We start from the raw sequence: 21,971 nt of genomic DNA, 5'->3' as shown, positions 1-21,971 counted from the left end.
GTCGATCCGACCCTAGTGCTGAGTACGAGCTCGTCGACCGAAGGAACGCCGTCCTCGATCGAAGTGGGCTCCTGCTCGAGCGTGGGATCGCTGGGGTCGACCTCGAGGCCGGCCGCACGGCGTACGTTGACGAACCGCATCCGGTGCTGCGGGCAGGGGCCGTACGTCGTCAGTGCGGCGGCGTGCATGTCGGTGATGTAGCCCTTGTGCGTCTTGAAGTCGTACGCCGGGTGCTCGCGGTCGAGGTCGACCATGATCCGGTCGCGGGTCACCTTGGCGAGCACGGACGCGGCACTGATGCAGGCGGCCACCCGGTCGCCCTTCCACACCGCGAGCCCCGGCGCCCCCAGCCCGTCGACGGGGAACCCGTCGGTGAGCACGTACTCCGGCGGCACGTCGAGCAGGGCCACGGCCCGCCGCAGTGCCTCGACGTTGGCGACGTGCATCCCGAGCCGGTCGCACTCCTCGGACTCGATGACGACCACCGACCAGGCCACGGCCTTCCGCATCACGTGGGCGTAGCACCGCTCGCGCGCCTTCTCGGTGAGCAGCTTGGAGTCGGCCAGGCCCGGGATCTCCCCGGACTTTCCCGGCTTGAGGATCGCGGCCCCGGCGACCAGCGGCCCGGCGCAGGCTCCGCGGCCGGCCTCGTCGACGCCGGCGATGACGCCCAGACCCGCACGGCGCAGCGCGCGCTCGTAGCCGTAGAGACCGGCGTCGCGCCGGACGGTCGCTCCGGGAGGCAGGCGGGTCACTGTCCGCCGGTGCCGGAACCGCTCTTCGCCGGCGCGGGGACTCCGGCGAAGTCCGCGGGCCGGTGCAGGACGTGGAACCTGTCGCGCGGCCAGAGCAGCACGAAGACCTTCCCGACGACGTCGTCGACCGGGATGTAGGGGTCGGGTGTGCAGTCGGGGGTGTGCTGAGCGCACAGGTGCATGGTCGAGTCGTCGGAGTTGTCGCGGTTGTCGCCCATCACGAAGATCGAGCCCTTCGGCACCGGCCCCGCGGTCCAGTTGCAGGTCGTGATCATCGGCCCGTTGCAGTTCATGCCGGGCGTGTTCTTGATGTAGGCGTTCTCGTCGAGCGGATGACCGTTGACCAGGATCCGGCCCTTCTTGTCGCAGCAGTGGATCGTGTCGCCGGCCACGCCGATGACGCGCTTCACCAGGTGACCGCCCGAGGGGTAGAGCCCGATCTTGGCCATCACCTGGCCGATCGGGTTGGAGGGTCCGGCGTCCTCCTCCTGGCTCAGCCAGCCGCCGGGGTCCTTGAACACCACGACGTCGCCGCGCTGCGGCGTACCCCCGAACCAGTACGACGTCTTCTCGACCAGGATGCGGTCGTTCTTGACCAGGCCCGGCTCCATCGACTCCGACGGGATGTAGAAGGCCTGGACGAAGAAGGCCTTGATCACGATCGCGAGCAGGATCGCGATCGACAGCAGCAGGATCGTCTCCTGCCACAGCGGCAGGTGCTTCTTGGCCTTGGGTGCCGACCGTCGCCGCTCAGGCTCGTCACCCTCGTCGAGGGAGGTCGCGGAACGGTTGTCGGTCACCTGTTGAGCCTAACGAGTCAGTGGTCCCGGATCGCCGACCGCCGCTCAGGCCTCCCGCCGCTCCTTGATCTTGGCGGCCTTGCCGCGCAGGTTGCGCAGGTAGTACAGCTTCGCCCGGCGGACGTCACCACGGGTCACGACCTCGATCTGCTCGAAGATCGGCGAGTGGAGCGGGAAAGTGCGCTCGACACCGACGCCGAAGGAGACCTTGCGGACGGTGAAGGTGCGGCCGATGCCGGCGCCCTGGAGGCGGATCACCACACCCTGGAAGATCTGCACGCGGGAACGGGTGCCCTCGGTGACCTTGACGTGGACCTTGACGGTGTCGCCGGCGCGGAAGTCGGGGATGTCGTCGCGCTTCGCGGCGTTACCCAGGTCGGTGACGGCGCCGATGTTGTTGACGGTCATGTCTCTCCTCACGGGTGCCACAGGTCAGCCGTGGTGGGGAAATGTGTGTCCAGTTGGTGGTCCCTCCGCGTGGCCGGCGGCGCCGTGCTCCCCCTGTGGCAGGAGCCGGTGCGGAGGTCTCGAACGATGACGTCGGGACGCTCCTTGTTTGGCCGGACGGACCGAGGGCCAATCTTGCCAGACCGCTCCCGAGCCCGGCGAATCAGCGTCGGCGCTTGGTCATCACCACCGCACCCGGCGGCCCCGGGGCGGGACCCTGGAGCCGGTAACCGGCCTTCTTGTACATCCGGATGTTGTCGACGCTGTTGGCGCCGGTGTGGAGCTCGTACGTCGTGACCTCGTCGGGCGCCGCGTCCTCGATGAACCGGAGCAGGTGGCGGCCGAGGCCACGACCCTGCAGATCGGGAGCCACCATCACCCTCCCGACGTCCCAGACCGGCCCGTGCGGGCCCTCGCCGGCGACCCGGCCCCGGGTGGCGCCGACGATGCGGCCGCCCTCGACCGCGACGAAGGTCGTCCATTCCTCGATCCCCCGGAGGGCGTCGTCGAAGGACTCCTCGAGCGCGGGGATCGCCACGCCGGGGTTGGCCCAGAGCTCCTGGAGCCAGCAGGCGCGGGTCAGCGTGAACAGCTCGCCGGCGTCGGCGCGGGTCGCCGGCCGGATGTCCAGGTCGATGCCGCCCAGTCCGACGACCGCCGAGGGGTGGGCGAGGTCGGGTCGGCGCGCGACCGTGCGGCGTACCGACTCGGCGTGACGCCAGGCGGCGATGGCTGCGTGGTCGCCGGAGAGGAGCACCTCGGGGACGTCGCGCCCGCGCCAGGTGGCGGGCTTCGTGTAGACGGGATATTCGAGCAGGCCGTCCTCGTGGGACTCCTCGGCGAGCGAGGCGGGGTTGCCCACGAACCCGGGCAGGAGCCGGGCGACCGCCTCGATGATCGCGACCGCGGCCACCTCTCCCCCGTTCAGGACGAAGTCGCCCAGCGAGAGCTCACGGACGTCGTACGTCGTGACGAACTCGTCGATGACCCGCTGGTCGATGCCCTCGTAGCGGCCGCAGGCGAGCACCATGTGGTCCACCTCGGCGAGCTCGCGCGCGACGGCCTGCGTGAACGGCGTACCGCTCGGGGTCGGGACCACGAGCGTCGGCCGCTCGCCCGCAGGGCCGGGCGGGACCAGCGCGTCGAGTGCCTCGCCCCATGGCTCGGGCTTCATCACCATCCCGGCACCGCCGCCGTAGGGGGTGTCGTCGACGGTCCGGTGACGGTCGTGGGTCCAGTCGCGCAGGTCGTGCACGGCGATGTCGAGCAGCCCGGAGGTACGGGCCTTGCCGGTCAGGGAAAGATCCAGCGAGTCGAACCAGGCCGGGAAGATCGTGACGACGTCGATCCTCATCGCGGCCTCACGATCCGTTCGCAGGCTGGTCGTCCGGGAACGGCGTCACCAGCCCCGGACGATCGGTGACGACCACCCTCCCGCCGGCGAGGTCGACGTCGGGCACCAGGGCCGAGACGAAGGGCACGAGCGCGTCGCGGCCGTCCGGCGTGCGGATCTGGAGCAGGTCCTGCGCGCCGTGCAGCACGCCCGTGACCTCGCCGAGGTGGCGGCCGTCGACGTCCTCCGCGGCGAGCCCCACCAGCTGGTGGTCGTAGAACTCGTCGGGGTCCTCCGGGGATTCGTCGACCGGCACCGTGGCGTGGAGCAGCAGGCCGCGCGCGGACTCGGCGGCGTTGCGGTCGGGCAGCTCGTCGAAACGCACCAGGAGCGTCGACTGGTGCCACCGCGTGCCGGTCACGGTCAGTGCCGGCCAGGGCGCGGCAGACCCGTGCGGCCGCTCGGCGCGGACCGTCGTACCGTCGGCGAAGCGGCGCTCCGGCTCGTCGGTGCGCAGCTCGACGGTCACCTCACCGCGGATGCCGTGGGGCTTGCCGATCCGTCCGATCACGACCTCGATGGTCTCGGAGCTCTCCACACCGGTCAGGCTCGAGCGAGGACGCTCCGGCCCGGCAGCGCCGGGGCGGAGCGACCGCAGCGAGCGGCGCAGCGAGCTTGCTCGCAAGCCATCCACTCAGCGGCGGGTTTCATCGCTCGCGGTCGACGTCGACGAAGTTGATGTGCGCGTCGCCCTTGCCGGCCAGCGCCGAGATCACCGTCCGGAACGCCGTGGCGGTGCGGCCGCTGCGGCCGATCACCTTGCCGAGGTCGTCGGGGTTCACCCGCACCTCGAGCATCTGGCCGCGGCGCGTCTGCTTGTCGCGGACGGTGACGTCGTCCGGGTGGTCGACGATCCCGCGCACCAGGTGCTCCAGCGCGTCGCCGAGCACGGTCAGTCCCCGGTCTTCTGCTGCGTCTCGGCCTCGACCTCGGCGGTCTCCTCGATCTCGGCCTCCTCGGTGGCACCCTCGGGCGTCTCGACGGCGGGGACCGGAGCCGGTGTCTCGGCCGGCGCCTCGGAAGCGGTGTCCGCGGGCGACGCCGCGGTCGCGGCAGCCTCGTCGGCCTTCTCCTCGGCCTTCTCCACGGCCGGGACCTCTGTGGCCCTCGCGGTCTTCTTGGCGGCCCGCTTGGTCACGGCCTCGGTCTTCGGCTCGCTGGCGGCGTCCTTGAGGGCGTCGTTGAAGATCTCGCGCTTGTCGCGCTTGGCCTCGGCCACCCGGAGGGTGCCCTCGGTGTTCGCGTAGCCCTTGAACTTCTGCCAGTCGCCGGTGATCTTCAGGAGCCTCGAGACGGCCTCGGAGGGCTGGGCGCCCACGCCGAGCCAGTACTGCGCCCGGTCGGACACGACGTTGATGTACGACGGGTCCTCCTTGGGGTGGTACAGGCCGATCTCCTCGATCACCTTGCCGTCGCGCTTCTTGCGTGAGTCGACGACGACGATGCGGTAGTGCGGCGCACGGACCTTGCCCATGCGCTTCAGACGGATCTTGACGGCCACGGTTGTGGTGTCTCCTCGAAACGTTGTGTGTGGTGAAGGTCTGCGCCGGCGTGGGGACACGGGCGCTCACCCTCGGGGCTGCCGAACCGCGGTTGAGAGGGACCGCTGCCTCAGCAGACTCAGCGCAAGATTCTGCCAGACGCGGCCGGATCGGCCGAAATCGAACATCCTGCTCACGTGACCATGCCGTACCCCGCGGAGTCGCCGTACCCGTCGCCGTACGGCACGCCGCGTGCCACCAAGAAGCGTCCCGGATGGATCTGGTTCGTCGTGGGCGGTGTGCTCGTCGCGGTCGCGGTGGTGGTCGCAGGCGTGACGCTCGGCAGGTTCGGGATCGACGTCGCCCGTTCGGACGCGGTCTTCGACGCCTCCGGGAGCCACGACGTGACGGTCCCGGCCCACACCAGACGGGGCGTCTTCCTGGTCGAGAGTGATCCGGTGCCGCGCTGCAGCATCACGCATGCGGACGGCTCGACCGTCCCCCTGGAACGTCCCGACTCGCGCTTCACCTACGAGAGGTGGGTGGCCGAGGCAGTCTTCGACACCGGCGACGGCACGCTCCACTTCGAGTGCGCCGGCGGCGTCGGTGCGCGGATCCGGATCGCCCAGGTGCCGGACGACAGCGACTTCGCGAGGGTGGGCATCGTGGGCGTCCTGGTGCCGCTCGCGATCGGTGGCGCGGGCCTCCTCGTCCTGCTCGTCACCACGATCCTCTGGATCACGCGGCGCCCGCAGCCGCCGCTCGCACTGCCGGACTACTACGGCCCGCCTCCACGCTGAGCCCGGGAGTCAACGGCGGGCGAGCACCACGGTCCCGCCGATCTCGTCGTCGGTCTCCACCGTGCTCGCGAGGCCGGCCGAGCTCAGCAGGGCGGCGGACCGCTCGGCCTGGCCACGTCCGGTCTCGAGGACGAGCCGCCCGCCCCGGCGCAGCCAGGTCGTGGCGTCGGCGGCGACGCGGCGTTGCACGTCGAGGCCGTCGGACCCTCCGTCCAGTGCCACCCGGTGCTCGTGGTCGCGGGCCTCGCGGGGCATGGTCGCGATCGCGTCGGTCGGGACGTACGGCGCGTTGACCACCAACAGGTCGACGCGGCCCCGCAGGTCGTCCGGCAGAGCGGCGTACAGGTCTCCCTCGTGCACGCGCTCGGGTGGCAGGTTTCGGCGTGCGCAGGCCACGGCTGCGGGGTCGGAGTCGGCGCCGTGCACCTCGGCAGTCGGCCACACCGTCGCGAGGGCCGCTCCGAGCGCACCGGTGCCGCAGCAGAGGTCGACCACGAGGTCAGCCGGCTCACGCCTCGCCACGGCGATCACCAGCTCGCTGCGCCGGCGTGGCACGAAGACACCCTTCTGCACCGCGATCCGCTGCCCCGCGAACGCCGCCCAGCCCACGATCTGCTCCAACGGCTCCCCCGCCATCCGGCGCGCGGCCCAGGCGATCACCTCGGCCGGTGACGACGCCTCGGCGAGCAGCAGCTTCGCCTCCTCCTCGGCGAAGACGCAGCCCGACGAACGGAGGGCGGCGACCAGCTGGGCCTCGTTCACATGGCCTGCCCGCGTAGCACGACGGTCGTCGGCTCGCGGAGCACCGTCAGGTCCTCCCGTGGGTCGCGCGGGTAGACCACGAAGTCCGCCGGCGCACCCTCGTCGAGCCCGGCGTTCCACCCGAGCCACTCTCGGGCGCGCCAGCTGGCCGCGCCGAGGGCGTACTCCGCCGGCATCCCGTACGACGCGAGCTCGGTCACCTCGTCGGCGATCAGGCCGTGGGGCAGCACCCCACCGGCGTCGGTGCCGGCGAAGATCGGCACCCCGGCCTCGTACGCCGCCATGATCGTCTCGCGGCGGCGGGCGTGCAGGTCGAGCATGTGGTCGGCGTACGCCGGGAACCGCTCGGCGCCCTGCGCGGCGTACGTCGGGAAGTTGGTGAGCTGGTACGCCGTGGGCACCAGCGCCGTGCCGCGCGCGGCCATCGTCTCGGCCAGGTCGGTGGTGAGGCCGGTGCCGTGCTCGATGCAGTCGATGCCCGCGTCGATGAGCCACGGCAGCACCGTCTCGCCGAAGCAGTGGGCGGTCACCCGCGCCCCGTGCTCGTGCGCGGTCGCGATCGCGGTGGCGAACGCGTCCTCGGGGAAGGACGGCGCCAGGTCGCCCTCCTCGCGGGAGATCCAGTCGCCGACCAGCTTGACCCAGCCGTCACCCGCCTGCGCCTCCTGCGCGACGTACCCGGGGAGCTCGTCCGGCTCGATCTCGTGGGCGAAGTTGCGGATGTAGCGCTTGTGGCGCGCGATGTGGCGGCCGCATCGGATGAGCCGGGGCAGGTCGTCCCGGTCCTGGACCCAGCGGGTGTCGGCGGGCGAGCCGCAGTCGCGGAGGAGCAGCGAGCCGGCGTCCCGGTCGGCGAGCGCCTGCTGCTCGGTGGTCTCCTCGTCGACCGCGCCGTGGGCGTCCAGGCCGAGGTGGCAGTGCGCGTCGACCAGGCCGGGCACGATCCAGCCCTCGGCAGCCGTCTCGGCGCCGGCGACCGGCTTGTGGGTGATCCGCCCGTCGACGACGTACAGGTCGCGTGCCTCGCTGTCGGGCAGGACCGGGCCGCGGAACCTCAGTGTCGTCGGCGTCGTCATGAGCGGGACGCTACCGGCTGTTTCCTGCGAGGCTCGCCCGGGCCGTCGGCGCTGTGGAGAGGGCCGTCTCGGCACCGGTGGATAGGGTGCGCCACTGTGGGCACGAGCCGGGCGGACACCTTGCGCAGGCACACGCGCAACGCTCTCCAGTTCGCGCGGTTCGCGCTGGTCGGCGGCACCGGCGTGGCCGTCAACCTCGTTGTCCTCGTGATCGTCAAGCGGCTCGGACCGCACCCGGAGGAGGCGATCCTCGGGCTCGCGCCCACGGCGTTCCACGTGCGGTGGTACCACCTGTACTCGACGATCGCCTTCCTGGTCGCCAACCTCTGGAACTTCCAGCTCAACCGGTGGTGGACCTTCCGCAGCTCGAAGCACTCGGCGTGGTGGCGGGAGTACTGGCCGTTCCTCGCCGTCGGGATGCTCGGCCAGGCGATCGGGCTGGTCCTGCTGACCCTGCTCATGCACCGCGGCTCCCCGATCTCGCTGCCGACCGGTGTGCTCGACGACTCCAGCGGGTTGCGCACCCGGCTCTACTGGGCGCAGCTGATCGTGATCATCGTCGTCACGCCGCTGTCGTTCGTGCTGAACAAGCTGTGGACGTTCGCCGCCGTGCGGACCCACCACCTCGAGGCCGTCCCCCAGCACCCGGCCGCGGAGAAGGAGCTGGAGCACCTCGGGGTGGACGAGTCCGACCCGGTGTGAGGGTTGGCTTGACGGTTGGTTCATCACGCTGGGCAGGTGAACCGGCGCCTGGCCAGTGGAGTTCACCTCGCCAGGCGCTGGTTCGTCCGCTCAGCGTGATGAACCGGCCACCCCTACTTCGTCGACAGCCCCCATCCGAACGGGTAGAGCGGGTCGTACGACGCGTCGCCGATGTTGATCGGCTCCTGGTCGACGCTGCGGGGCCACGAGACCGGCAGCTTCCCGGTGAACGGCTGCTGGCCGAACAGCACGTCGGCCACGCCCTCACCCTCGGAGCCCGGCAGCCAGGAGGCGACCAGCGCGTCGATGTGGGACAACATGTCCGGCGGGATGATCATCGGGCGGCCGGAGACGACCAGCACGATGCACCGGGCGGCCTGGGCGCAGACCGTGTTCACCGCATTCGCATCCGCGTCCGACAGTTCCATGGTCTTCGGCGGACGCGGGACGCCGTGGTCGCCGGGGTCGTAGGCCCAGCGGGGACCGTTCACGTCGCCGAACCCCTCGGCGTACGGCGTCTCCCCGACCACCACGATCCCGGTCGCCTGGTGCGGGATCGGCGCCGACGCGTCCTCGCTGTAGGTCACGTCGCTCGCGTCGGCCTCGATGCCCTGCAGGATCGTCGTCCCGGGGATCACGTTGGTCGAGCCGCCCTGCCAGGTGAGGGTCCAGCCGCCGGCCTGGTTGCCGATGTTGTCGGCGTTGCTGCCGGCGACGTACACGGGCCGGTTCGCCGTCAACGGCAGGGTGCCGCGGTCGTTCTTCAGCAGCACCTGCGACTCCGACACCGCCTGCCGTGCGACCGCGCGATGCGCGGGGCTGCCGACGTCCGGCAGGTGGGTGCGGTCGGTATAGGGGTGCTCGAACAGCCCGAGCTCGAACTTCGCGGTGAGGATCCGGCTGACGGCGTCGTCGATCCGCGCCATCGACACGGTGCCGTCCTCGACCAGACCCTTCAGGGTCGCCTCGAACTGCTCGAAGTTCGAGGGCTGCATGAACATGTCGATGCCGGCGTTCACCCCGGCCGCCACCTGCTGGGCGAAGGTGTAGGTGCCCGGATGGATGTGGTCGATGCCGTTGTAGTCGGAGATCACGAAGCCGTCGAAGCCCTGCTCGGACTTCAGCCAGCCGTTGATCAGGTCGCCCTCCGCGTGCATGTTGACGCGGTTGCCCAGACCGTCGTCGGTGAAGTCCACGTCGGAGTACGACGGCATCACCGAGCCGACGTGGTGCACCTGCACCGCATCGACGTACGGCGCGAGCGCGAGGTTGTCGAAGGTCGCACGGCTGACCTGGTCGACGCCCTGGTCGATCGGGTAGTTGCCGGTCTGCTGCATGTTGGAGCCGGTGCCGTACGTCGTGAGCCCGTCGCCGGCGAAGTGCTTGGCGGTGGCGAGTACCCGGTCGTTGTCGGACAGGTGTCCGGGTGGACCCTGGAACCCGTCGATCGCGGTCTCCATCTGCTCGACGAGCTGCGGGGTCTCGCCGAAGGACTCATAGGTGCGCCCCCACCGGTCGTCGCGTGCGACACAGATGCAGGGGGCGAACGCCCACTGCGGTCCGGTCGAGCGCGTCTCGGATGCCGCGACGTGCTCCACCTCGCGCACCAGGTCGGGGTCACGGGTGGCGCCGAGTCCGATGTTGTGGGGGAACACGGTGGCGCCGTACATGTTGCCGTCGCCGTGGACGGTGTCGATGCCGTAGATGATCGGGATCTGGAGCGGCGTCCGGAGCGCCTGCGACTGGTAGCGGTCGACCATGTCGGCCCAGGCCTCCGGGGTGTTCGGCGTGGGCACCGAGCCGCCGCCCGACAGCACGCTGCCGAGGTAGTCGTCGCTGATCTTGTGGATGTCTCCGGGGGCGTCGACCGAGGCGCGTTCGGCCTGCGTCATCTGGCCGATCTTCTCGTCGAGGTTCATCCGGCCCAGCAGGTCGGCGACCCGCTGGGAGATCGGGAGCGAGGGGTCCCGGTAGGGCAGGACGTCGGCCGCTGCCGAGGACGCGGCGCCGGTCGAGGTCGCCGAGGCCGAGTGGGGGCGCGCCGAGGCGCCGGGGGTCTGGACGGAGATCAGGCCGGCGGCGAGGACCGCCGCGGCGCCGAGAGCGACGGCCGTCCGCCGTCGCGTGCGTGCGAACGCGACCATGAGGCACTCCCGAGAGTGAGGGGATGGTTTCCCGAACCTAGGAACCGAGGTTTGTCAGAGTCAATGCGTTACTGACCGCCGCAGGGCGGTCATTAGTCCGTTCCCGGGAGGAATCGCACTACGCTGCGGGGGTGCCCGGACACTCCCTCGCCCAGCTGCGCGGGTCGAACCTCCGCGCCATCACGGCGCTGCTCGGGTCGGGCGGTCCGCAGAGCCGCGCCGACCTCGCCCGCGGGTCCGGGCTGTCGCGAACGACCGTGTCCAGCCTGGTCAGCGAGCTGCTGGACAGCGGCCTGGTGGTCGAGACGGAGGACCGAGGCACGCCGTACAAGGGCGGGAGCGGGCGCCCGCCCCTGCTGGTCGCGCTGGCGATCCGTCCGGGCGGGGTGGCCGGGGTCGACATCGGCCACGGCCATGTCCGGGTCGCGGTGTCCGACCGGAGCGCGAGCATCCTCGCCGAGGTCGAGACGCAGACCGACGCCGATCCGCACGGCAACGCGACACTCGACGTCGCCGCAGAGCTGGTACGCCGCGCGGCCGGCGAGGCCGGCATCCCGGTCTCCGAGCTGCTGATGGTCGGGCTCTGCGTGCCCGCTCCGATCGACAGACGTTCGGCACGGGTCGACCACGCCGTCCTGCCGGGCTGGCACGAGCTCGCGCCGGCCGACGAGCTGAGCCGGAGGGTCGAGCTCCCGGTGGTCGTCGACAACGACGCCAACCTGGGCGCGATGGCCGAGCACCAGCACGGGGCCGGCCGCGGGGTCGCCGACCTGCTGTACGTCAAGCTGGCCAGCGGTGTCGGCGCGGGCCTGGTGCTCGGCGGGCGCCTGCACCGGGGCAGCACCGGGCTGGCCGGCGAGATCGGGCACGTCCTGGCACGCGAGGGCGGAGCGGTCTGCCGGTGCGGGAGCCGGGGCTGCCTCGAGACGGAGGTGTCGACGCGGCACCTGCTCGAGCTCCTGCGCCCGGTGTACGCCGACGCCCTCGACCTGCCCCGGCTGCTGGAGCTGGACACCGCCGGGGAGGCCCCGGTGCGCCGCGTGCTCACCGACGCCGGACACACCGTCGGCCGGGTCTTGGCCGGTGTCTGCACCATGCTCAACCCCGCGAAGATCGTCGTGGGCGGCTCGCTCGGCGCCTCGCCCACGCTGGTCGCGGCGATCCGGGACGGCCTCGACCGCTACGCCCACCCGGAGGCCGCCGCGTCGTGCGAGGTCGTGTCCGGGAAGTTCGGCGGCCGTGCCGAGCTGATGGGCTCCCTGGCGCTGGCGATCAGCCGGGCGGTCGAGCCCGCCTGACGTCCCCGGCCGGCCACCCAACTGGCCCACAAAAGACCCACGCTGAGCGCGGTCCGGGTCGTCTGTGGGCCAGTTAGTCCCGGCCGAGCCGCTCGAGCAGCCAGGTCGGCCCCACCGTCGGGCCGGCCTTCGCCACCCTGGCCGCCAGCAACCGGTCCGCGGTCACCACTCTCACCTGGTGCCCCGCGTCCGCCGCCTTGTGGGCCTGCCGGACGATCTCGCTGTCGCCGTCCCGGGGCGCGTGCACCACGGTCACATGGGCGTCGCGGCCGGCCCGGACACCTTTCTTCGCCTCGCCCTCGAGCACCAGCACGACCTCGGTCACGTCGGCATCCACGTCGGCGGTCAGCAGCTGCTCGTGCAGCCGACGCGCCGCACCGGCTCGGTCCTTCCACCATCCGTCGGCCCGAGCGCCCACGACGTTCGCGCCGTCGACGACCAGGACGGTCACTTGAGGTACTTCGAGAAGTCCTTCGGCAGGTCGAGGGCGGCGGCGGCCTTCTCGTAGTCGATCTCCTCGCCGTCCGGGTTGCCGAACGGGTTGGCCTGGCCCGCCGTGGCCTTCTCGTCGGCCGCCTTGGCCTGGGCGGCGGCCTTGGCCGGGTTGCCACTGACCCGGCGACCCTTGCCGGGCTTGTTCTTGGCGGCCTGCTTGGCGCGGCCGCGCTTCCCGCCGGACGCCATCCCGGGCATCCCCGGAAGACCGGGCATCCCGCCCTTGGCGAAGGACTGCATCATCTTCCGAGCCTCGAAGAACCGGTCGACCAGGCTGTTCACGTCGGAGACCTGCCGGCCGGAGCCTCGGGCGATACGGGCCCGGCGCGAGCCGTCGATGATCTTCGGGTTGGCGCGCTCGGCCGGCGTCATCGACTGGATGATCGCCTGGATGCGGTCGATCTCGCGCTCGTCGAAGTTCTCGAGCTGGTCGCGGAACTGGCCCATCCCGGGCAGCATCCCCATGATCTTCGACATCGAGCCGAGCTTGCGCACCTGCTGCATCTGCTCGAGGAAGTCGTCGAGGGTGAAGTCGCCGCCGGTGGTGAGCTTCTCGGCCGCCTTGAGGGCCTGCTCCTGGTCGAAGGCCTTCTCGGCCTGCTCGATCAGGGTCATCACGTCACCCATGTCGAGGATGCGCGAGGCCATCCGGTCGGGATGGAAGACGTCGAAGTCGGTCAGCTTCTCACCGGCGGACGCGAACATCACCGGCTTGCCGGTGACGCTGCGGATCGACAGGGCGGCACCACCACGCGCATCGCCGTCGAGCTTGGTGAGTACGACGCCGTCGTACCCCACGCCGTCGAGGAACGCCTGGGCCGTGGTGACGGCGTCCTGGCCGATCATGGCGTCGACGACGAAGAGGATCTCGTCGGGGCTGACCGCGTCTCGGATGTCGACGGCCTGCTGCATCATCTCGGCGTCGACGCCGAGGCGGCCGGCGGTGTCGACGACCACCACGTCGTACAGCTTGCGCCGGGCCTCGTCGATCGAGTCGCGGGCGACCCGCACCGGGTCGCCGACGCCGTTGCCGGCCTCGGGTGCGAAGACGGGTACGCCGGCGCGCTCGCCGACGATCTGGAGCTGGCCGACGGCGTTGGGGCGCTGGAGGTCGGCGGCCACCAGCATCGGCTGCTTGCCCTGCTCCTTGAGCCAGAGGGCGAGCTTGGCGGCGAGCGTGGTCTTCCCGGCGCCCTGCAGTCCGGCCAGCATGATCACGGTCGGCGGGTTCTTGGCGTAGCGCAGCCGTCGGGTCTCGCCGCCCAGGATCGCGACGAGCTCCTCGTTGACGATCTTGACGACCTGCTGGGCGGGGTTCAGCGCCTGGCTGACCTCCTCACCGCGCGCGCGCTCCTTGACGGCGTCCACGAACTCGCGGACCACCGGCAGCGCGACGTCCGCCTCGAGCAGGGCGATCCGGATCTCGCGCGCGGTGGCGTCGATGTCGGCCTCGGAGAGGCGGCCCTTGCCGCGGAGGTTCTTGAAGGTCTCGGCGAGCCGGTCGGAGAGCGTGGCGAACAAGTCAGTCCTCGGTCAGTCAAAGGGTCCGTGATGCGCGGGCTTCCAGCCTAACCGGGGGCCCTCTCCCGGTCCGACTTCCCGTCTCGCCGGGGTAGTCCCTGACAATCCGGCCCCGTCAGGAACACGGCGGAGAGGGCCGTCCTGTCAGGGACAATCCGCTCAGGGCCGCCCGTACGGCGTGGGCCGCCGCGGCGGCGCGGGTGTCGGCCAGGGCGCCGGCGGAGGGCTCCTGCACGTAGAAGACGTCCACCGCCTGGGGGCCGAGGGTGTCGACGTGCGCGGAGCGGACGGTGAGCTCGAGGCTCGCCAGAGCCGCACAGACGAGGTGGACGACGCCGGGCCGGTCGGCGGCGTGAACCTCGATCACGGTGGAGCGTGCCGACGCCTCGGGACGTACGACGACCGACGGGGCGATCGCGACGGCGCCCGGCGCGAGCCGGGCCGACGGGTCGACCCGGCCGGAGACGATCGCGTCGTACCGCTGGCGCAGCACCCGCTCGTCGAGGTGGTCGTCGTCGACGTCCCAGACGGAGACTGCGACGTCCTCCTGCGCCCAGGCCCGCGCCCGCCGGATCGACACACGCTGCAGGGCGAACAGCGCCGCCGTGTCCGCGAGCAGGCCGACGCGGTCGGGCGCCAGCACGGTGACGCGCGCTCCCCAGTCGGCCGGTGCGACGGAGATGGCGATGCCACCGCGGCGTACCTCCTGCGGAATCTCCACCGGGTCGGAGTCCGCCTCGACGGACGGCGCCTCGCCCAGGAGAGCCGAGGTGCGCGCGGCCAGGTCGCGCACCAGACCCGCCCGCCAGGAGGACCAGGCCTTCGAAGAGGTTGCCCGCGCATCGGCCTCGGTGAGGGCGAGCAGCAGCGACAACGCCTCCGCTGAGCGGACCTGCTCGGCGAGGCACGCCGCGGTGGCCGGATCCTCGGGATCGCGCGTGGTGGCGGTCTCGGCGAGCACCAGGTGCCGGCGTACCAGGAGCCCGACCAGGTCGACCGCCGCTCGGTCGAAGCCCATCCGGCACGCGATGGTCCGCGCCAGCGGCTCGCCGGCCACGCTGTGCTCGGCCGGGCCCCCCTTGCCGATGTCGTGCAACAGGGCCGCCACCAGCAGCACGTCGGGTCGGGCGACGCTCCGGATCAGTGCCGCGGCCTCGCGGCAGGTCTCGACGACGTGTCGGTCGACGGTGAAGCGGTGGATGGGTGAGGCGTGCGGCAGCAGGCGGATGCGTTCCCACTCGGGGAGGAACGACGCCAGGGCACCTGTCTCCTCGAGCGTCTCCCACACGGGGAGGAGGCCGGGTCCGGCCGCGAGCAGCCGGACCAGCGCCTGGCGTGCGGCCGCCGGCCACGGGTCCGGGAGGCCGGCACCCTCCGCGGCCAGCCGCGCAGCGGTCGCGGGTGCGAGTTCCAGGTCGCGCTCGGCCGCGACCGCCGCCGCCCGGAGCAGCAACGTCGGGTCGGAGGCCGGGTGGGCGTCGTGCGGCAGCACCACCTCGAGGCCGGACAGCGCGATGCCGCGCTCGACCGGCACCAGCTCGGGCCGTCGGGCCCCGGCCACCGGCCGGGCGAGGACGGCGTCGACCCGGCGCCAGGTCAGCCGGGACACGTGACTGATCCGACGCCCGATCTCGCGGACGTGGCGCTGAGCCGCCCCGCTGTGCTCGAGTCCGAGCCGCACCGCCAGGTCCTCCCAGAGCTCCGGGGCCACCCGGTCCGTCGCCCGTCCGGCAACCTCGTGCAACGCTTCGCGCACGTCGAGCAGGGCGAGCCGCGAACGTTCCAGTTCGACGTGCGGCACGTCGACCAGCCAGGTCGCGACCAGTGCCGAGAGCACGGTCGCGTCGCGGAGCCCGCCCTCGGCCTCCTTCAGATCCGGCACCGAGAGATGGGCGAGCTCCCCGGCGATGCCGTGACGCCTGCGCACCAGCTCTCGGAGCTCCGGAAGCCGCGCGCGTGCGGTCCGTCGCCAGCCGGCCAAGACCTCGGAGCGAAGCTTCAGGGTGAGCTCCGGGTCGCCGGCCAGGTGGCGCAGGTCCAGCACGCCGAGCGCCACGCGGAGGTCGGCGCCGGCCTGCTCGAGCATCTCCGGCACTGTGCGGACGGAGTGGTCGAGCCGGGCGCCGGAGTCCCAGATCGGGTACCACATCTTCTCCGCCGCATCACCCACGTCCAGCTCGGGCACGTGGACGAGCACGACGTCGAGGTCGGAGTACGGCGCCAGCTCGCGTCGTCCGTAGCCCCCCACCGCCACCAACGCGCACCCGGCCGCCGGCGCCCCGGAGCCGTCGTACGCCGCCATGCAGAGCCTGTCTGCCTCGGCGGTGCGCTGCCGGCGGTCCATCGTGGCGGTCAGAGGGCAGCGGAGTCCCGGTCGCCGGTACGGACCCGGACCACGGTCTCCACCGGGGTGACCCAGACCTTCCCGTCACCGATGCGGCCGGTCTGGGCGGTCTTCGCAATGATGCCGACGACGTCGGCGGCGTCAGCGTCGTCGACGACGATCTCGATCCGGATCTTCGGCACCAGGGCGATGTCGTACTCGGCGCCGCGGTAGACCTCGGTGTGGCCCTTCTGCCGGCCGTAGCCGCTGACCTCCGTGACGGTCATGCCCGTGACGCCGAACATCTCGAGCGCCTCGCGGACCTCTTCCCACTTGTGCGGCTTGACCACCGCGGTGACGAGCTTCATGCCAGGGCTCCTTCCGTGGCGCGGGTCTTGGTTGCGGCGGGTGCGACGGGCAGACGGACACCGCCGGACCGGCCGTCGAGGTCGTACGCCGACTCCCCGTGCTCGGCCGCGTCGATGCCGTCGACCTCGTCGTCCTTGGAGATCCGCCACCCGATCGTGTGCTTGATCGCGAGCCCGATCAACGTCGTGAACGCGCCGGTCCAGACGATCGAGATGCCGGCCGCTCCGGCCTGGTGGCCGAGCGAGGTGAGTCCGCCGCCGTGGAAGAGGCCGTCGATGCCGCCGGGCGCGGTCGAGGTGGACAGGAAGCCGATCAGCACGGTGCCGACGACACCGCCGACCAGGTGCACTCCGACGACGTCGAGGGAGTCGTCCAGGTTGAAACGGAACTTGAGGCCGACGGCGTACGCACAGGCCGCGCCGGCGACCGCGCCGATGGCGAGCGCGCCGACGACGTCCACGGCGCCGCACGAGGGGGTGATGGCGACGAGGCCGGCGACGATGCCCGAGGCTGCGCCGAGCGAGGTGGCCTTGCCGTGCAGCACCCGCTCCATTGCCAGCCAGGCGAGCATCGCGGCCATCGTGGCGATCGTGGTGTTCAGGAAAGTAACGCCGGTCTCGGTCATGAACTGCCGGGTGTTCGCGGCCTGGCTGTCGCCGGTCAGGACGATCGAGCCGACGTTGAAGCCGTACCAGCCGAACCACAGCAGCCCGGCGCCGACCATGGTGAGTGTCAGGTTGTGGGGCTTCATCGGATCGCGCCGGAAGCCGACGCGGCGGCCGATGATCAGCGCCAGGACGCCGCCCGCGACGCCGGCGTTGATGTGGACGACCGTGCCCCCGGCGTAGTCCTGGGCCGCCAGGTGGGTCGAGATCCAGCCGCCGCCCCAGACCATGTGCGCGAGCGGGAAGTAGCAGAGGGTGACCCAGAGCGGCAGGAACACCACCCAGGACGACAGCTTCACCCGGTCGGCGACGGCGCCCGAGATCAGCGCCGCCGTGATCACCGCGAAGGTGAGCTGGAAGCAGACCGCGACGTAGTCGCCCCAGCCGACGTCGCGCAGACCGAACAGGGTGAAGGGGTCGGCGAACATACCGCCGGCGAGGCTCTTCGGGCCGAACGACTCCGACCAGCCCCAGAGCACGTACACGATGCCGACGACCGCCATCGCGACGTACGACATCATCATCATGTTGAGCACGGACTTCGACCTGGTCATCCCGCCGTAGAACAGGGCGAGCGCCGGGGTCGTCATCATCAGGACGAGGGCCGTGGCCACGATCATCCAGGCGTAGTAGCCGTCCATGGGGCCTCCACGAGTCGGGCGGGACGGTGGCGCTCCACGGACGACCTCGTCCGCGTCGGCTCACCTCGATGGCCACAGCGTGCGGCCCCGAGGTTTCGTCGTACGGCGTGCCGTGTTGCCGTCGTGCAACGTTCGGGCCCCGGTGTTACGGCTCTGTGAACTCCCTGGTGGTGGACGGTTCATCACGCTGGGTAGGCGAACGCGCACTGGGCAAGCGGAGTTCACCTGGCCATGTGCCGGCTCACCCACTCAGCGTGATGAACCGGCCGCCACCTGCAGCAGCTGGCGGGCATCTCCTGTCCACAGGCGGACGCGTACCCGGTTGCGGGTCGGCCAGAGACGGTGACAAATGCTGGCATGGATCCATTGCGTCTGATCTGCGAGGAACACGGCTTCTTCACCCGTGCCATGGCCCGCGAGTGCGGCTACAGCGACAAGAGCGTGACCGCGATGGTGCGAGGGGGCGTGTGGCATCGGTTCCGTCGCGGCTACTACGCGTTCTGCGACAACTGGGCCACGCTCGACGAGATCGAGCGTCATCTCGTGCGGTGTCGCGCGGTGTTGCACTCACTCGGTGACGACGTCGTCTTGAGCCACGTCTCGGGAGTGGTCGCACACGGGATCGCAGTCTGGGGCACTCCCCTCGACCGTGTACACGTCACTCGCCTCGACGGCGATGCGAGCCGCATCGAGGGCGACGTGGTGCACCATCGGGGTTCCGTCGACGACGCGGAGATCGTGGTCGTGGACGGCATGCGAGTTCTCGCACCCGCGCGATGCGCCCTGGAGTATGCCTCGATGGCCAGTGGCGAAGCGGCGCTGGTCACCTTCGACTCCGCCTTGCATCTGGGTCGCTGCCAACGCACCGATCTCTTCGAGCAGTTCTCGCGGATGGGGCACTGGCCGGGGATGCGTCACGTTCACGTGCCCATCCGTCTGTCCAGCGGTCGTTCCGAGAGTGCTGGCGAATCCCGGGGCTTCTGGCTGTTCTGGTCGGCAGGGCTTCCCGCGCCGGAACGGCAGTTCGAGGTACGCGACGGGCAGGGGGCACTGCGGGCGACGTGTGACTGGGGGTGGCCGGAGATCGACGCGTACGGCGAGTTCGACGGCAGAGCCAAGTACGGGCGACTGCTGAAGCCTGGCCAGGACCCCGGCGAGGTCGTGTTCGCAGAGAAACAGCGGGAGGACGAGGTCCGGGAGATCACCGGGGGTGTCATGATCCGGCTGGTCTGGGCGGACTACGACCGACCCCGGGTCACGATCGCGCGGCTGGAGCGCAGCCTCCGGCGAAGGGCTGGCTGAACGGCGTCGCGGGCGGTTCATCACGCTGGGTAGGCGAACGCGCACTGGGCAAGCGGAGTTCACCTGGCCATGTGACGGCTCCCCTACTCAGCGTGATGAACCGTCCGCCCCGGGCCAGCCCCCTGCGACTCAGCCGCGCGCCCGGGCCTGCTCGGCGTACCACGAACGGTTCACCTCACGCTTGTTGCTGCCCTCGCGGTTGTCGCCCTTCTCGATCACGACCAGGTTGTGGTAGCAGTGCACGGCCACGACGTGGAGATCGGTGTACGACGGCTCGTACGCCTCGTCGAGGAACTCCTCGTGGTTGAGCCCGTCGAGCAACCGCTTCACCATCGCCATCGACGTCGTCGGGTCGTCCGGGTCGAGGCTCCCCTTCCAGGCCGGCCAGTAGCTGGTCTGGATGTCCTCGATCACGTAGAGCCCGCCGTCCTCCAGCATCGGGAAGAGGATCGAGAAGCTCTTGATCACGTGCGGTGGCTGGTGGCTGCCGTCGTCGATGACGATCGTGGGTGGTCCGAAGCGTCTGACGATCCGGCGCATCAGCCGCCGGTTGGTCTGCGACCCCTGGAACGCCTTGATGCGAGGCTCGTCGACGAACGACTTGTCCTGGATGTCGACGCCGACGACCCGCGCCCGCGGGAAGTACCACTTCCACATCCTCAGCGACGCGCCGCCCTGCCGTTCGCGGGCGTAGCCGCCGATGCCGAGCTCGAGGACCAGCATCTCCCGGTCGCGCAGGTGCGCGAAGTGGCGCTCGTAGTGAGGCGTGTAGCGGTGCACGCCCCACTTGTCGCTGCCGAACTCCTGGGCGAGCTCGGTGAGTGACATCGACGAGTAGCGCTTCCGCCTTCGGCGCGCCCGGAGCGCGCGCACGCCGCGGCGGGCCCGCCCCGCCAGCCGGCGTAGGACGGACCGATGCGGCTCGGTCATCCGAGCAGCGCGTCGACGAAGGCGCCCGGGTCGAACGGCGCCAGGTCGTCGGGACCCTCGCCGAGGCCCACCAGCTTCACCGGTACGCCGAGCTCCCGCTGCACCGCGACCACGATGCCCCCCTTGGCCGACCCGTCGAGCTTGGTCAGCGCGATCCCGGTCACGTCGACGATCTCGGAGAAGACGCGCGCCTGCACCAGACCGTTCTGCCCGGTCGACGCGTCGAGCACCAGCAGCACCTCCGACACCGGCGCCTGCTTCTCGATCACCCGTTTGACCTTGCCCAGCTCGTCCATCAGACCGGCCTTGTTCTGCAGGCGGCCCGCGGTGTCGACGACGACCGTGTCGGCCCGTCGTTCGATCCCTTCCTGGACGGCCTGGAACGCGACGCTCGCCGGGTCGCTCCCCTCGGGCCCTCGGACCACGTCCACGCCGACCCGCTCGCCCCAGGTGGCCAGCTGATCGACGGCCGCCGCGCGGAACGTGTCGGCGGCGCCGAGCACCACCGACCGCTCCTCGGCCACGAGGATCCGGGCCAGCTTGCCGACGAGGGTCGTCTTGCCGGCACCGTTGACGCCCACCACGAGGACCACCCCCGGCTTGCCGTCCGCCCCGGAGACCTGCAGCCGTCGGTCCATGTCCGGGCCGACGAGCTGGAGCAGCTCGTCGCGCAGGACGGCGCGCGGGTCGCCCGCCTCCCGGCCGTCCACCCACAGCCGCGTCCGCAGATGCTCCACCAGCTGCTGGGTCGGCGCCACGCCCACGTCGGCGCTGAGGAGGGTGTCCTCGATCGCCTCCCAGGTGTCCTCGTCGAGGCGGTCGCGCGAGAGCAGCGACAACAGGCCCCGCCCGAGCCCGCCCTGGGTCCCGGCGAGCCGTTGGCGCAGGCGGACCAGCCGCGACGCCGTACCCTCCGGACGCTCCAGCGTGACGACCGGCGGAGCCTCCGGCTCGGCGGTGGTCGCCTCCGGTGCGGGTACGCCGGGAGGTTGCGGCCGGGTTTCGACCGGCGGAGGCGTGGTGCGCCGCCGACGACCGGTGGTCACGAGCCCGACCACGATCAGCGCGGCGAGGACCAGGATGCCGATGACGAGGTACAGCACGGTCATGCGGTCATCCAATCACTGGGCGTCTCGAGCGCCCGATCGCGGTCAGGCGCGCCGGCGACCCTCCGGCCGACCCTGGTCGAGGCTGGTCAGGTCCAGCGTCAACGACGACGACTCCGGCTCGGCCGTCGCCCAAGCGGTGGGGTCGTCGGCAGGATCTGCGGTGTTGTCGAGTGTCGGCGCATTGTCGACGCCCTTGCGCAGCAGGCGCCCCAGCCATGGCAGGTGCGGGACGTCCTCGCCGCGATGCGGGTAGGCGACGTAGAGCACCACCGCCCCGGCGAACACCAGGACCACGAGCATGGCGACCACCAGGAACCACATGCCCTTTACCTTCGCAGACCTCGCCCGGCGTCGGCAAAACCCGTTCAGGTGTGTCGAGGCGCGAGTCGGCCCGGCAGAACCGCACCCCACGAACTTCGCAGAGCGGGAGCTTTCTGCCGGGTCAGTGCTCTGGGGCGTGGCGCAGCGCCGGGTCAGCGCTCGGCGGCCGGACCCCGGACCCGGATGCCTTCGGCGGCGACCCGGATCGGCTCGGGGATGGGAGTGGCGGGGCGGGCCGGGTCGGTGTTGTCGACGTACACGACCACGACCCGGCCCTCCGCGGCGGCGTCCTCCGAGCCCTGGAACAGGCCGACCCGGTAGACGAGCGACGACCGGCCGACCCGCTCGACGGCCACCCCGAGCTCGATCGGCGCCGGGTAGCCGATCTCCCGGAAGAACCGGCACGAGGCCTCGGCGAAGACCCCGATGGTGTCCGGGTCGTCGTTGACGTCGCCGACGGTCTCCTGGAGATGAACGTCGATCGCGGTGTCGATCAGCTCGAAGTAGCGGGCGTTGTTCATGTGGCCGAAGCCGTCCATGTCCGCCCAGCGTGTCGTGGCCGTCGTCCAGTGCCCGAAGTCCGCCCGGGTGGGGCGAGGCGGGCGCTCGGTGGACATGGCCGGGTCGAACCAGGATC

The 21,971-nt window shown here is 71.2% G+C and carries 22 protein-coding genes and 1 pseudogene; 4 read left to right on the top strand and 19 right to left on the bottom strand.

The genetic code is table 11. The features are described 5' to 3' along the window. Window positions 1–104: 104 nt before the first annotated feature. The 7 genes and pseudogenes from VGK78_RS18080 to rpsP all read right to left on the bottom strand — a co-directional run. Window positions 105–755 (bottom strand): annotated as a pseudogene (locus VGK78_RS18080) (ribonuclease HII); the annotation flags it as partial. Further along, window positions 752–1,555, bottom strand: a complete 804-nt coding sequence (lepB, locus tag VGK78_RS18075; RefSeq protein ID WP_331529121.1) for a signal peptidase I — start codon at window positions 1,553–1,555, stop codon at window positions 752–754. The gene lepB and the pseudogene VGK78_RS18080, both read right to left, overlap by 4 nt. Before the next feature lie 45 nt (window positions 1,556–1,600). After that, entirely contained in the window at window positions 1,601–1,963 is a 363-nt protein-coding gene (gene rplS / locus VGK78_RS18070; protein ID WP_331529120.1) for a 50S ribosomal protein L19, read from the bottom strand. A 202-nt stretch (window positions 1,964–2,165) separates the two neighbouring features. Next, window positions 2,166–3,356 (bottom strand): tRNA (guanosine(37)-N1)-methyltransferase TrmD, encoded by a 1,191-nt coding sequence (trmD, locus tag VGK78_RS18065; RefSeq protein ID WP_331529119.1) that lies wholly within the window; start codon window positions 3,354–3,356, stop codon window positions 2,166–2,168. Window positions 3,357–3,363: 7 nt separating this feature from the next. Then, window positions 3,364–3,933, bottom strand: coding sequence for a ribosome maturation factor RimM (gene rimM / locus VGK78_RS18060; RefSeq protein WP_331529118.1), 570 nt, complete (start codon window positions 3,931–3,933; stop codon window positions 3,364–3,366). A gap of 109 nt (window positions 3,934–4,042) precedes the next feature. Further along, complete coding sequence (locus tag VGK78_RS18055) at window positions 4,043–4,285, bottom strand: RNA-binding protein (RefSeq protein WP_331529117.1); 243 nt, start codon at window positions 4,283–4,285, stop codon at window positions 4,043–4,045. Window positions 4,286–4,287: 2 nt separating this feature from the next. Then, entirely contained in the window at window positions 4,288–4,896 is a 609-nt protein-coding gene (rpsP, locus tag VGK78_RS18050; RefSeq protein ID WP_331529116.1) for a 30S ribosomal protein S16, read from the bottom strand. 177 nt (window positions 4,897–5,073) lie between these two features. Between rpsP and VGK78_RS18045 the strand changes: the two genes are divergently transcribed. After that, entirely contained in the window at window positions 5,074–5,676 is a 603-nt protein-coding gene (locus VGK78_RS18045; protein ID WP_331529115.1) for a hypothetical protein, read from the top strand. A gap of 9 nt (window positions 5,677–5,685) precedes the next feature. On the opposite strand, the gene VGK78_RS18040 is transcribed toward VGK78_RS18045, so the two are convergent. Both VGK78_RS18040 and VGK78_RS18035 read right to left on the bottom strand, forming a co-directional pair. Next, the gene (locus tag VGK78_RS18040) at window positions 5,686–6,438 is read right to left on the bottom strand and encodes a putative protein N(5)-glutamine methyltransferase (protein ID WP_331529114.1); all 753 of its coding nucleotides are present in this window, start codon (window positions 6,436–6,438) and stop codon (window positions 5,686–5,688) included. Beyond that, on the bottom strand, window positions 6,435–7,514 hold the full coding sequence (locus tag VGK78_RS18035; protein WP_331529113.1) for an amidohydrolase family protein: 1,080 nt from the start codon (window positions 7,512–7,514) through the stop codon (window positions 6,435–6,437). The genes VGK78_RS18040 and VGK78_RS18035 overlap by 4 nt, the downstream gene beginning before the upstream one ends. A 96-nt stretch (window positions 7,515–7,610) precedes the next feature. On the opposite strand from VGK78_RS18035, the gene VGK78_RS18030 reads away from it, so the two are divergent. Further along, window positions 7,611–8,216 carry a GtrA family protein gene (locus VGK78_RS18030; protein WP_331529112.1) on the top strand — a complete coding sequence of 202 codons (606 nt, stop codon included), beginning with the start codon at window positions 7,611–7,613 and terminating at the stop codon, window positions 8,214–8,216. 113 nt (window positions 8,217–8,329) lie between these two features. Here VGK78_RS18030 and VGK78_RS18025 read toward each other — a convergent pair whose 3' ends face one another. Next, complete coding sequence (locus VGK78_RS18025; RefSeq protein ID WP_331529111.1) at window positions 8,330–10,360, bottom strand: glycoside hydrolase family 3 protein; 2,031 nt, start codon at window positions 10,358–10,360, stop codon at window positions 8,330–8,332. Between the two features lie 131 nt (window positions 10,361–10,491). Here VGK78_RS18025 and VGK78_RS18020 point away from each other — a divergent pair, with 131 nt between their 5' ends. After that, window positions 10,492–11,658 carry an ROK family transcriptional regulator gene (locus VGK78_RS18020; protein WP_331529110.1) on the top strand — a complete coding sequence of 389 codons (1,167 nt, stop codon included), beginning with the start codon at window positions 10,492–10,494 and terminating at the stop codon, window positions 11,656–11,658. A gap of 73 nt (window positions 11,659–11,731) precedes the next feature. On the opposite strand, the gene VGK78_RS18015 is transcribed toward VGK78_RS18020, so the two are convergent. The 5 genes from VGK78_RS18015 to VGK78_RS17995 all read right to left on the bottom strand — a co-directional run bounded on the left by VGK78_RS18015 (window position 11,732) and on the right by VGK78_RS17995 (window position 17,672). After that, complete coding sequence (locus VGK78_RS18015) at window positions 11,732–12,109, bottom strand: NYN domain-containing protein (RefSeq protein ID WP_331529109.1); 378 nt, start codon at window positions 12,107–12,109, stop codon at window positions 11,732–11,734. After that, entirely contained in the window at window positions 12,106–13,674 is a 1,569-nt protein-coding gene (ffh, locus tag VGK78_RS18010) for a signal recognition particle protein (protein ID WP_331529108.1), read from the bottom strand. The genes VGK78_RS18015 and ffh overlap by 4 nt, the downstream gene beginning before the upstream one ends. 115 nt (window positions 13,675–13,789) lie before the next feature. Further along, entirely contained in the window at window positions 13,790–16,018 is a 2,229-nt protein-coding gene (locus VGK78_RS18005) for a [protein-PII] uridylyltransferase (RefSeq protein WP_331529107.1), read from the bottom strand. An 8-nt stretch (window positions 16,019–16,026) separates the two neighbouring features. Continuing rightward, window positions 16,027–16,365 (bottom strand): P-II family nitrogen regulator, encoded by a 339-nt coding sequence (locus VGK78_RS18000; protein ID WP_331529106.1) that lies wholly within the window; start codon window positions 16,363–16,365, stop codon window positions 16,027–16,029. Then, window positions 16,362–17,672 (bottom strand): ammonium transporter, encoded by a 1,311-nt coding sequence (locus VGK78_RS17995; RefSeq protein ID WP_331529105.1) that lies wholly within the window; start codon window positions 17,670–17,672, stop codon window positions 16,362–16,364. The genes VGK78_RS18000 and VGK78_RS17995 overlap by 4 nt, the downstream gene beginning before the upstream one ends. A gap of 357 nt (window positions 17,673–18,029) precedes the next feature. Here VGK78_RS17995 and VGK78_RS17990 point away from each other — a divergent pair, with 357 nt between their 5' ends. Next, window positions 18,030–18,974: a type IV toxin-antitoxin system AbiEi family antitoxin domain-containing protein gene (locus VGK78_RS17990; RefSeq protein ID WP_331529104.1), complete on the top strand. Its 945-nt coding sequence runs from the start codon at window positions 18,030–18,032 to the stop codon at window positions 18,972–18,974. 129 nt (window positions 18,975–19,103) lie between these two features. On the opposite strand, the gene VGK78_RS17985 is transcribed toward VGK78_RS17990, so the two are convergent. The 4 genes from VGK78_RS17985 to VGK78_RS17970 all read right to left on the bottom strand — a co-directional run bounded on the left by VGK78_RS17985 (window position 19,104) and on the right by VGK78_RS17970 (window position 21,951). After that, the gene (locus VGK78_RS17985; protein WP_331529103.1) at window positions 19,104–19,904 is read right to left on the bottom strand and encodes a hypothetical protein; all 801 of its coding nucleotides are present in this window, start codon (window positions 19,902–19,904) and stop codon (window positions 19,104–19,106) included. Beyond that, window positions 19,901–21,013 carry a signal recognition particle-docking protein FtsY gene (ftsY, locus tag VGK78_RS17980; protein WP_331529102.1) on the bottom strand — a complete coding sequence of 371 codons (1,113 nt, stop codon included), beginning with the start codon at window positions 21,011–21,013 and terminating at the stop codon, window positions 19,901–19,903. Before ftsY ends, VGK78_RS17985 begins: the two co-directional genes overlap by 4 nt. A gap of 42 nt (window positions 21,014–21,055) precedes the next feature. Further along, window positions 21,056–21,334: a hypothetical protein gene (locus tag VGK78_RS17975; protein WP_331529101.1), complete on the bottom strand. Its 279-nt coding sequence runs from the start codon at window positions 21,332–21,334 to the stop codon at window positions 21,056–21,058. A gap of 152 nt (window positions 21,335–21,486) precedes the next feature. Continuing rightward, on the bottom strand, window positions 21,487–21,951 hold the full coding sequence (locus VGK78_RS17970) for an acyl-CoA thioesterase (RefSeq protein WP_331529100.1): 465 nt from the start codon (window positions 21,949–21,951) through the stop codon (window positions 21,487–21,489). Window positions 21,952–21,971 lie beyond the last annotated feature (20 nt).

Origin of the sequence: Nocardioides sp. (assembly GCF_036503465.1) — a bacterium.
Taxonomy (GTDB): domain Bacteria; phylum Actinomycetota; class Actinomycetes; order Propionibacteriales; family Nocardioidaceae; genus Nocardioides.
Note: the sequence above shows the minus strand (reverse complement) of the source record. Positions and strands in the feature narration are given on the sequence as shown.

Excerpts from the sequence above, each read along its gene's own strand:
- VGK78_RS17975 (WP_331529101.1), bottom strand. The coding sequence starts at position 21,334 with ATGTGGTTCCTGGTGGTCGCCATGCTCGTGGTCCTGGTGTTCGCCGGG.
- VGK78_RS18000 (WP_331529106.1), bottom strand. The coding sequence starts at position 16,365 with ATGAAGCTCGTCACCGCGGTGGTCAAGCCGCACAAGTGGGAAGAGGTC.
- VGK78_RS17995 (WP_331529105.1), bottom strand. The coding sequence starts at position 17,672 with ATGGACGGCTACTACGCCTGGATGATCGTGGCCACGGCCCTCGTCCTG.
- VGK78_RS17985 (WP_331529103.1), bottom strand. The coding sequence starts at position 19,904 with ATGACCGAGCCGCATCGGTCCGTCCTACGCCGGCTGGCGGGGCGGGCC.
- ftsY (WP_331529102.1), bottom strand. The coding sequence starts at position 21,013 with ATGACCGTGCTGTACCTCGTCATCGGCATCCTGGTCCTCGCCGCGCTG.
- VGK78_RS18035 (WP_331529113.1), bottom strand. The coding sequence starts at position 7,514 with ATGACGACGCCGACGACACTGAGGTTCCGCGGCCCGGTCCTGCCCGAC.
- VGK78_RS18005 (WP_331529107.1), bottom strand. The coding sequence starts at position 16,018 with ATGGACCGCCGGCAGCGCACCGCCGAGGCAGACAGGCTCTGCATGGCG.
- rplS (WP_331529120.1), bottom strand. The coding sequence starts at position 1,963 with ATGACCGTCAACAACATCGGCGCCGTCACCGACCTGGGTAACGCCGCG.
- VGK78_RS18025 (WP_331529111.1), bottom strand. The coding sequence starts at position 10,360 with ATGGTCGCGTTCGCACGCACGCGACGGCGGACGGCCGTCGCTCTCGGC.
- trmD (WP_331529119.1), bottom strand. The coding sequence starts at position 3,356 with ATGAGGATCGACGTCGTCACGATCTTCCCGGCCTGGTTCGACTCGCTG.
- VGK78_RS17990 (WP_331529104.1), top strand. The coding sequence starts at position 18,030 with ATGGATCCATTGCGTCTGATCTGCGAGGAACACGGCTTCTTCACCCGT.
- VGK78_RS17970 (WP_331529100.1), bottom strand. The coding sequence starts at position 21,951 with ATGTCCACCGAGCGCCCGCCTCGCCCCACCCGGGCGGACTTCGGGCAC.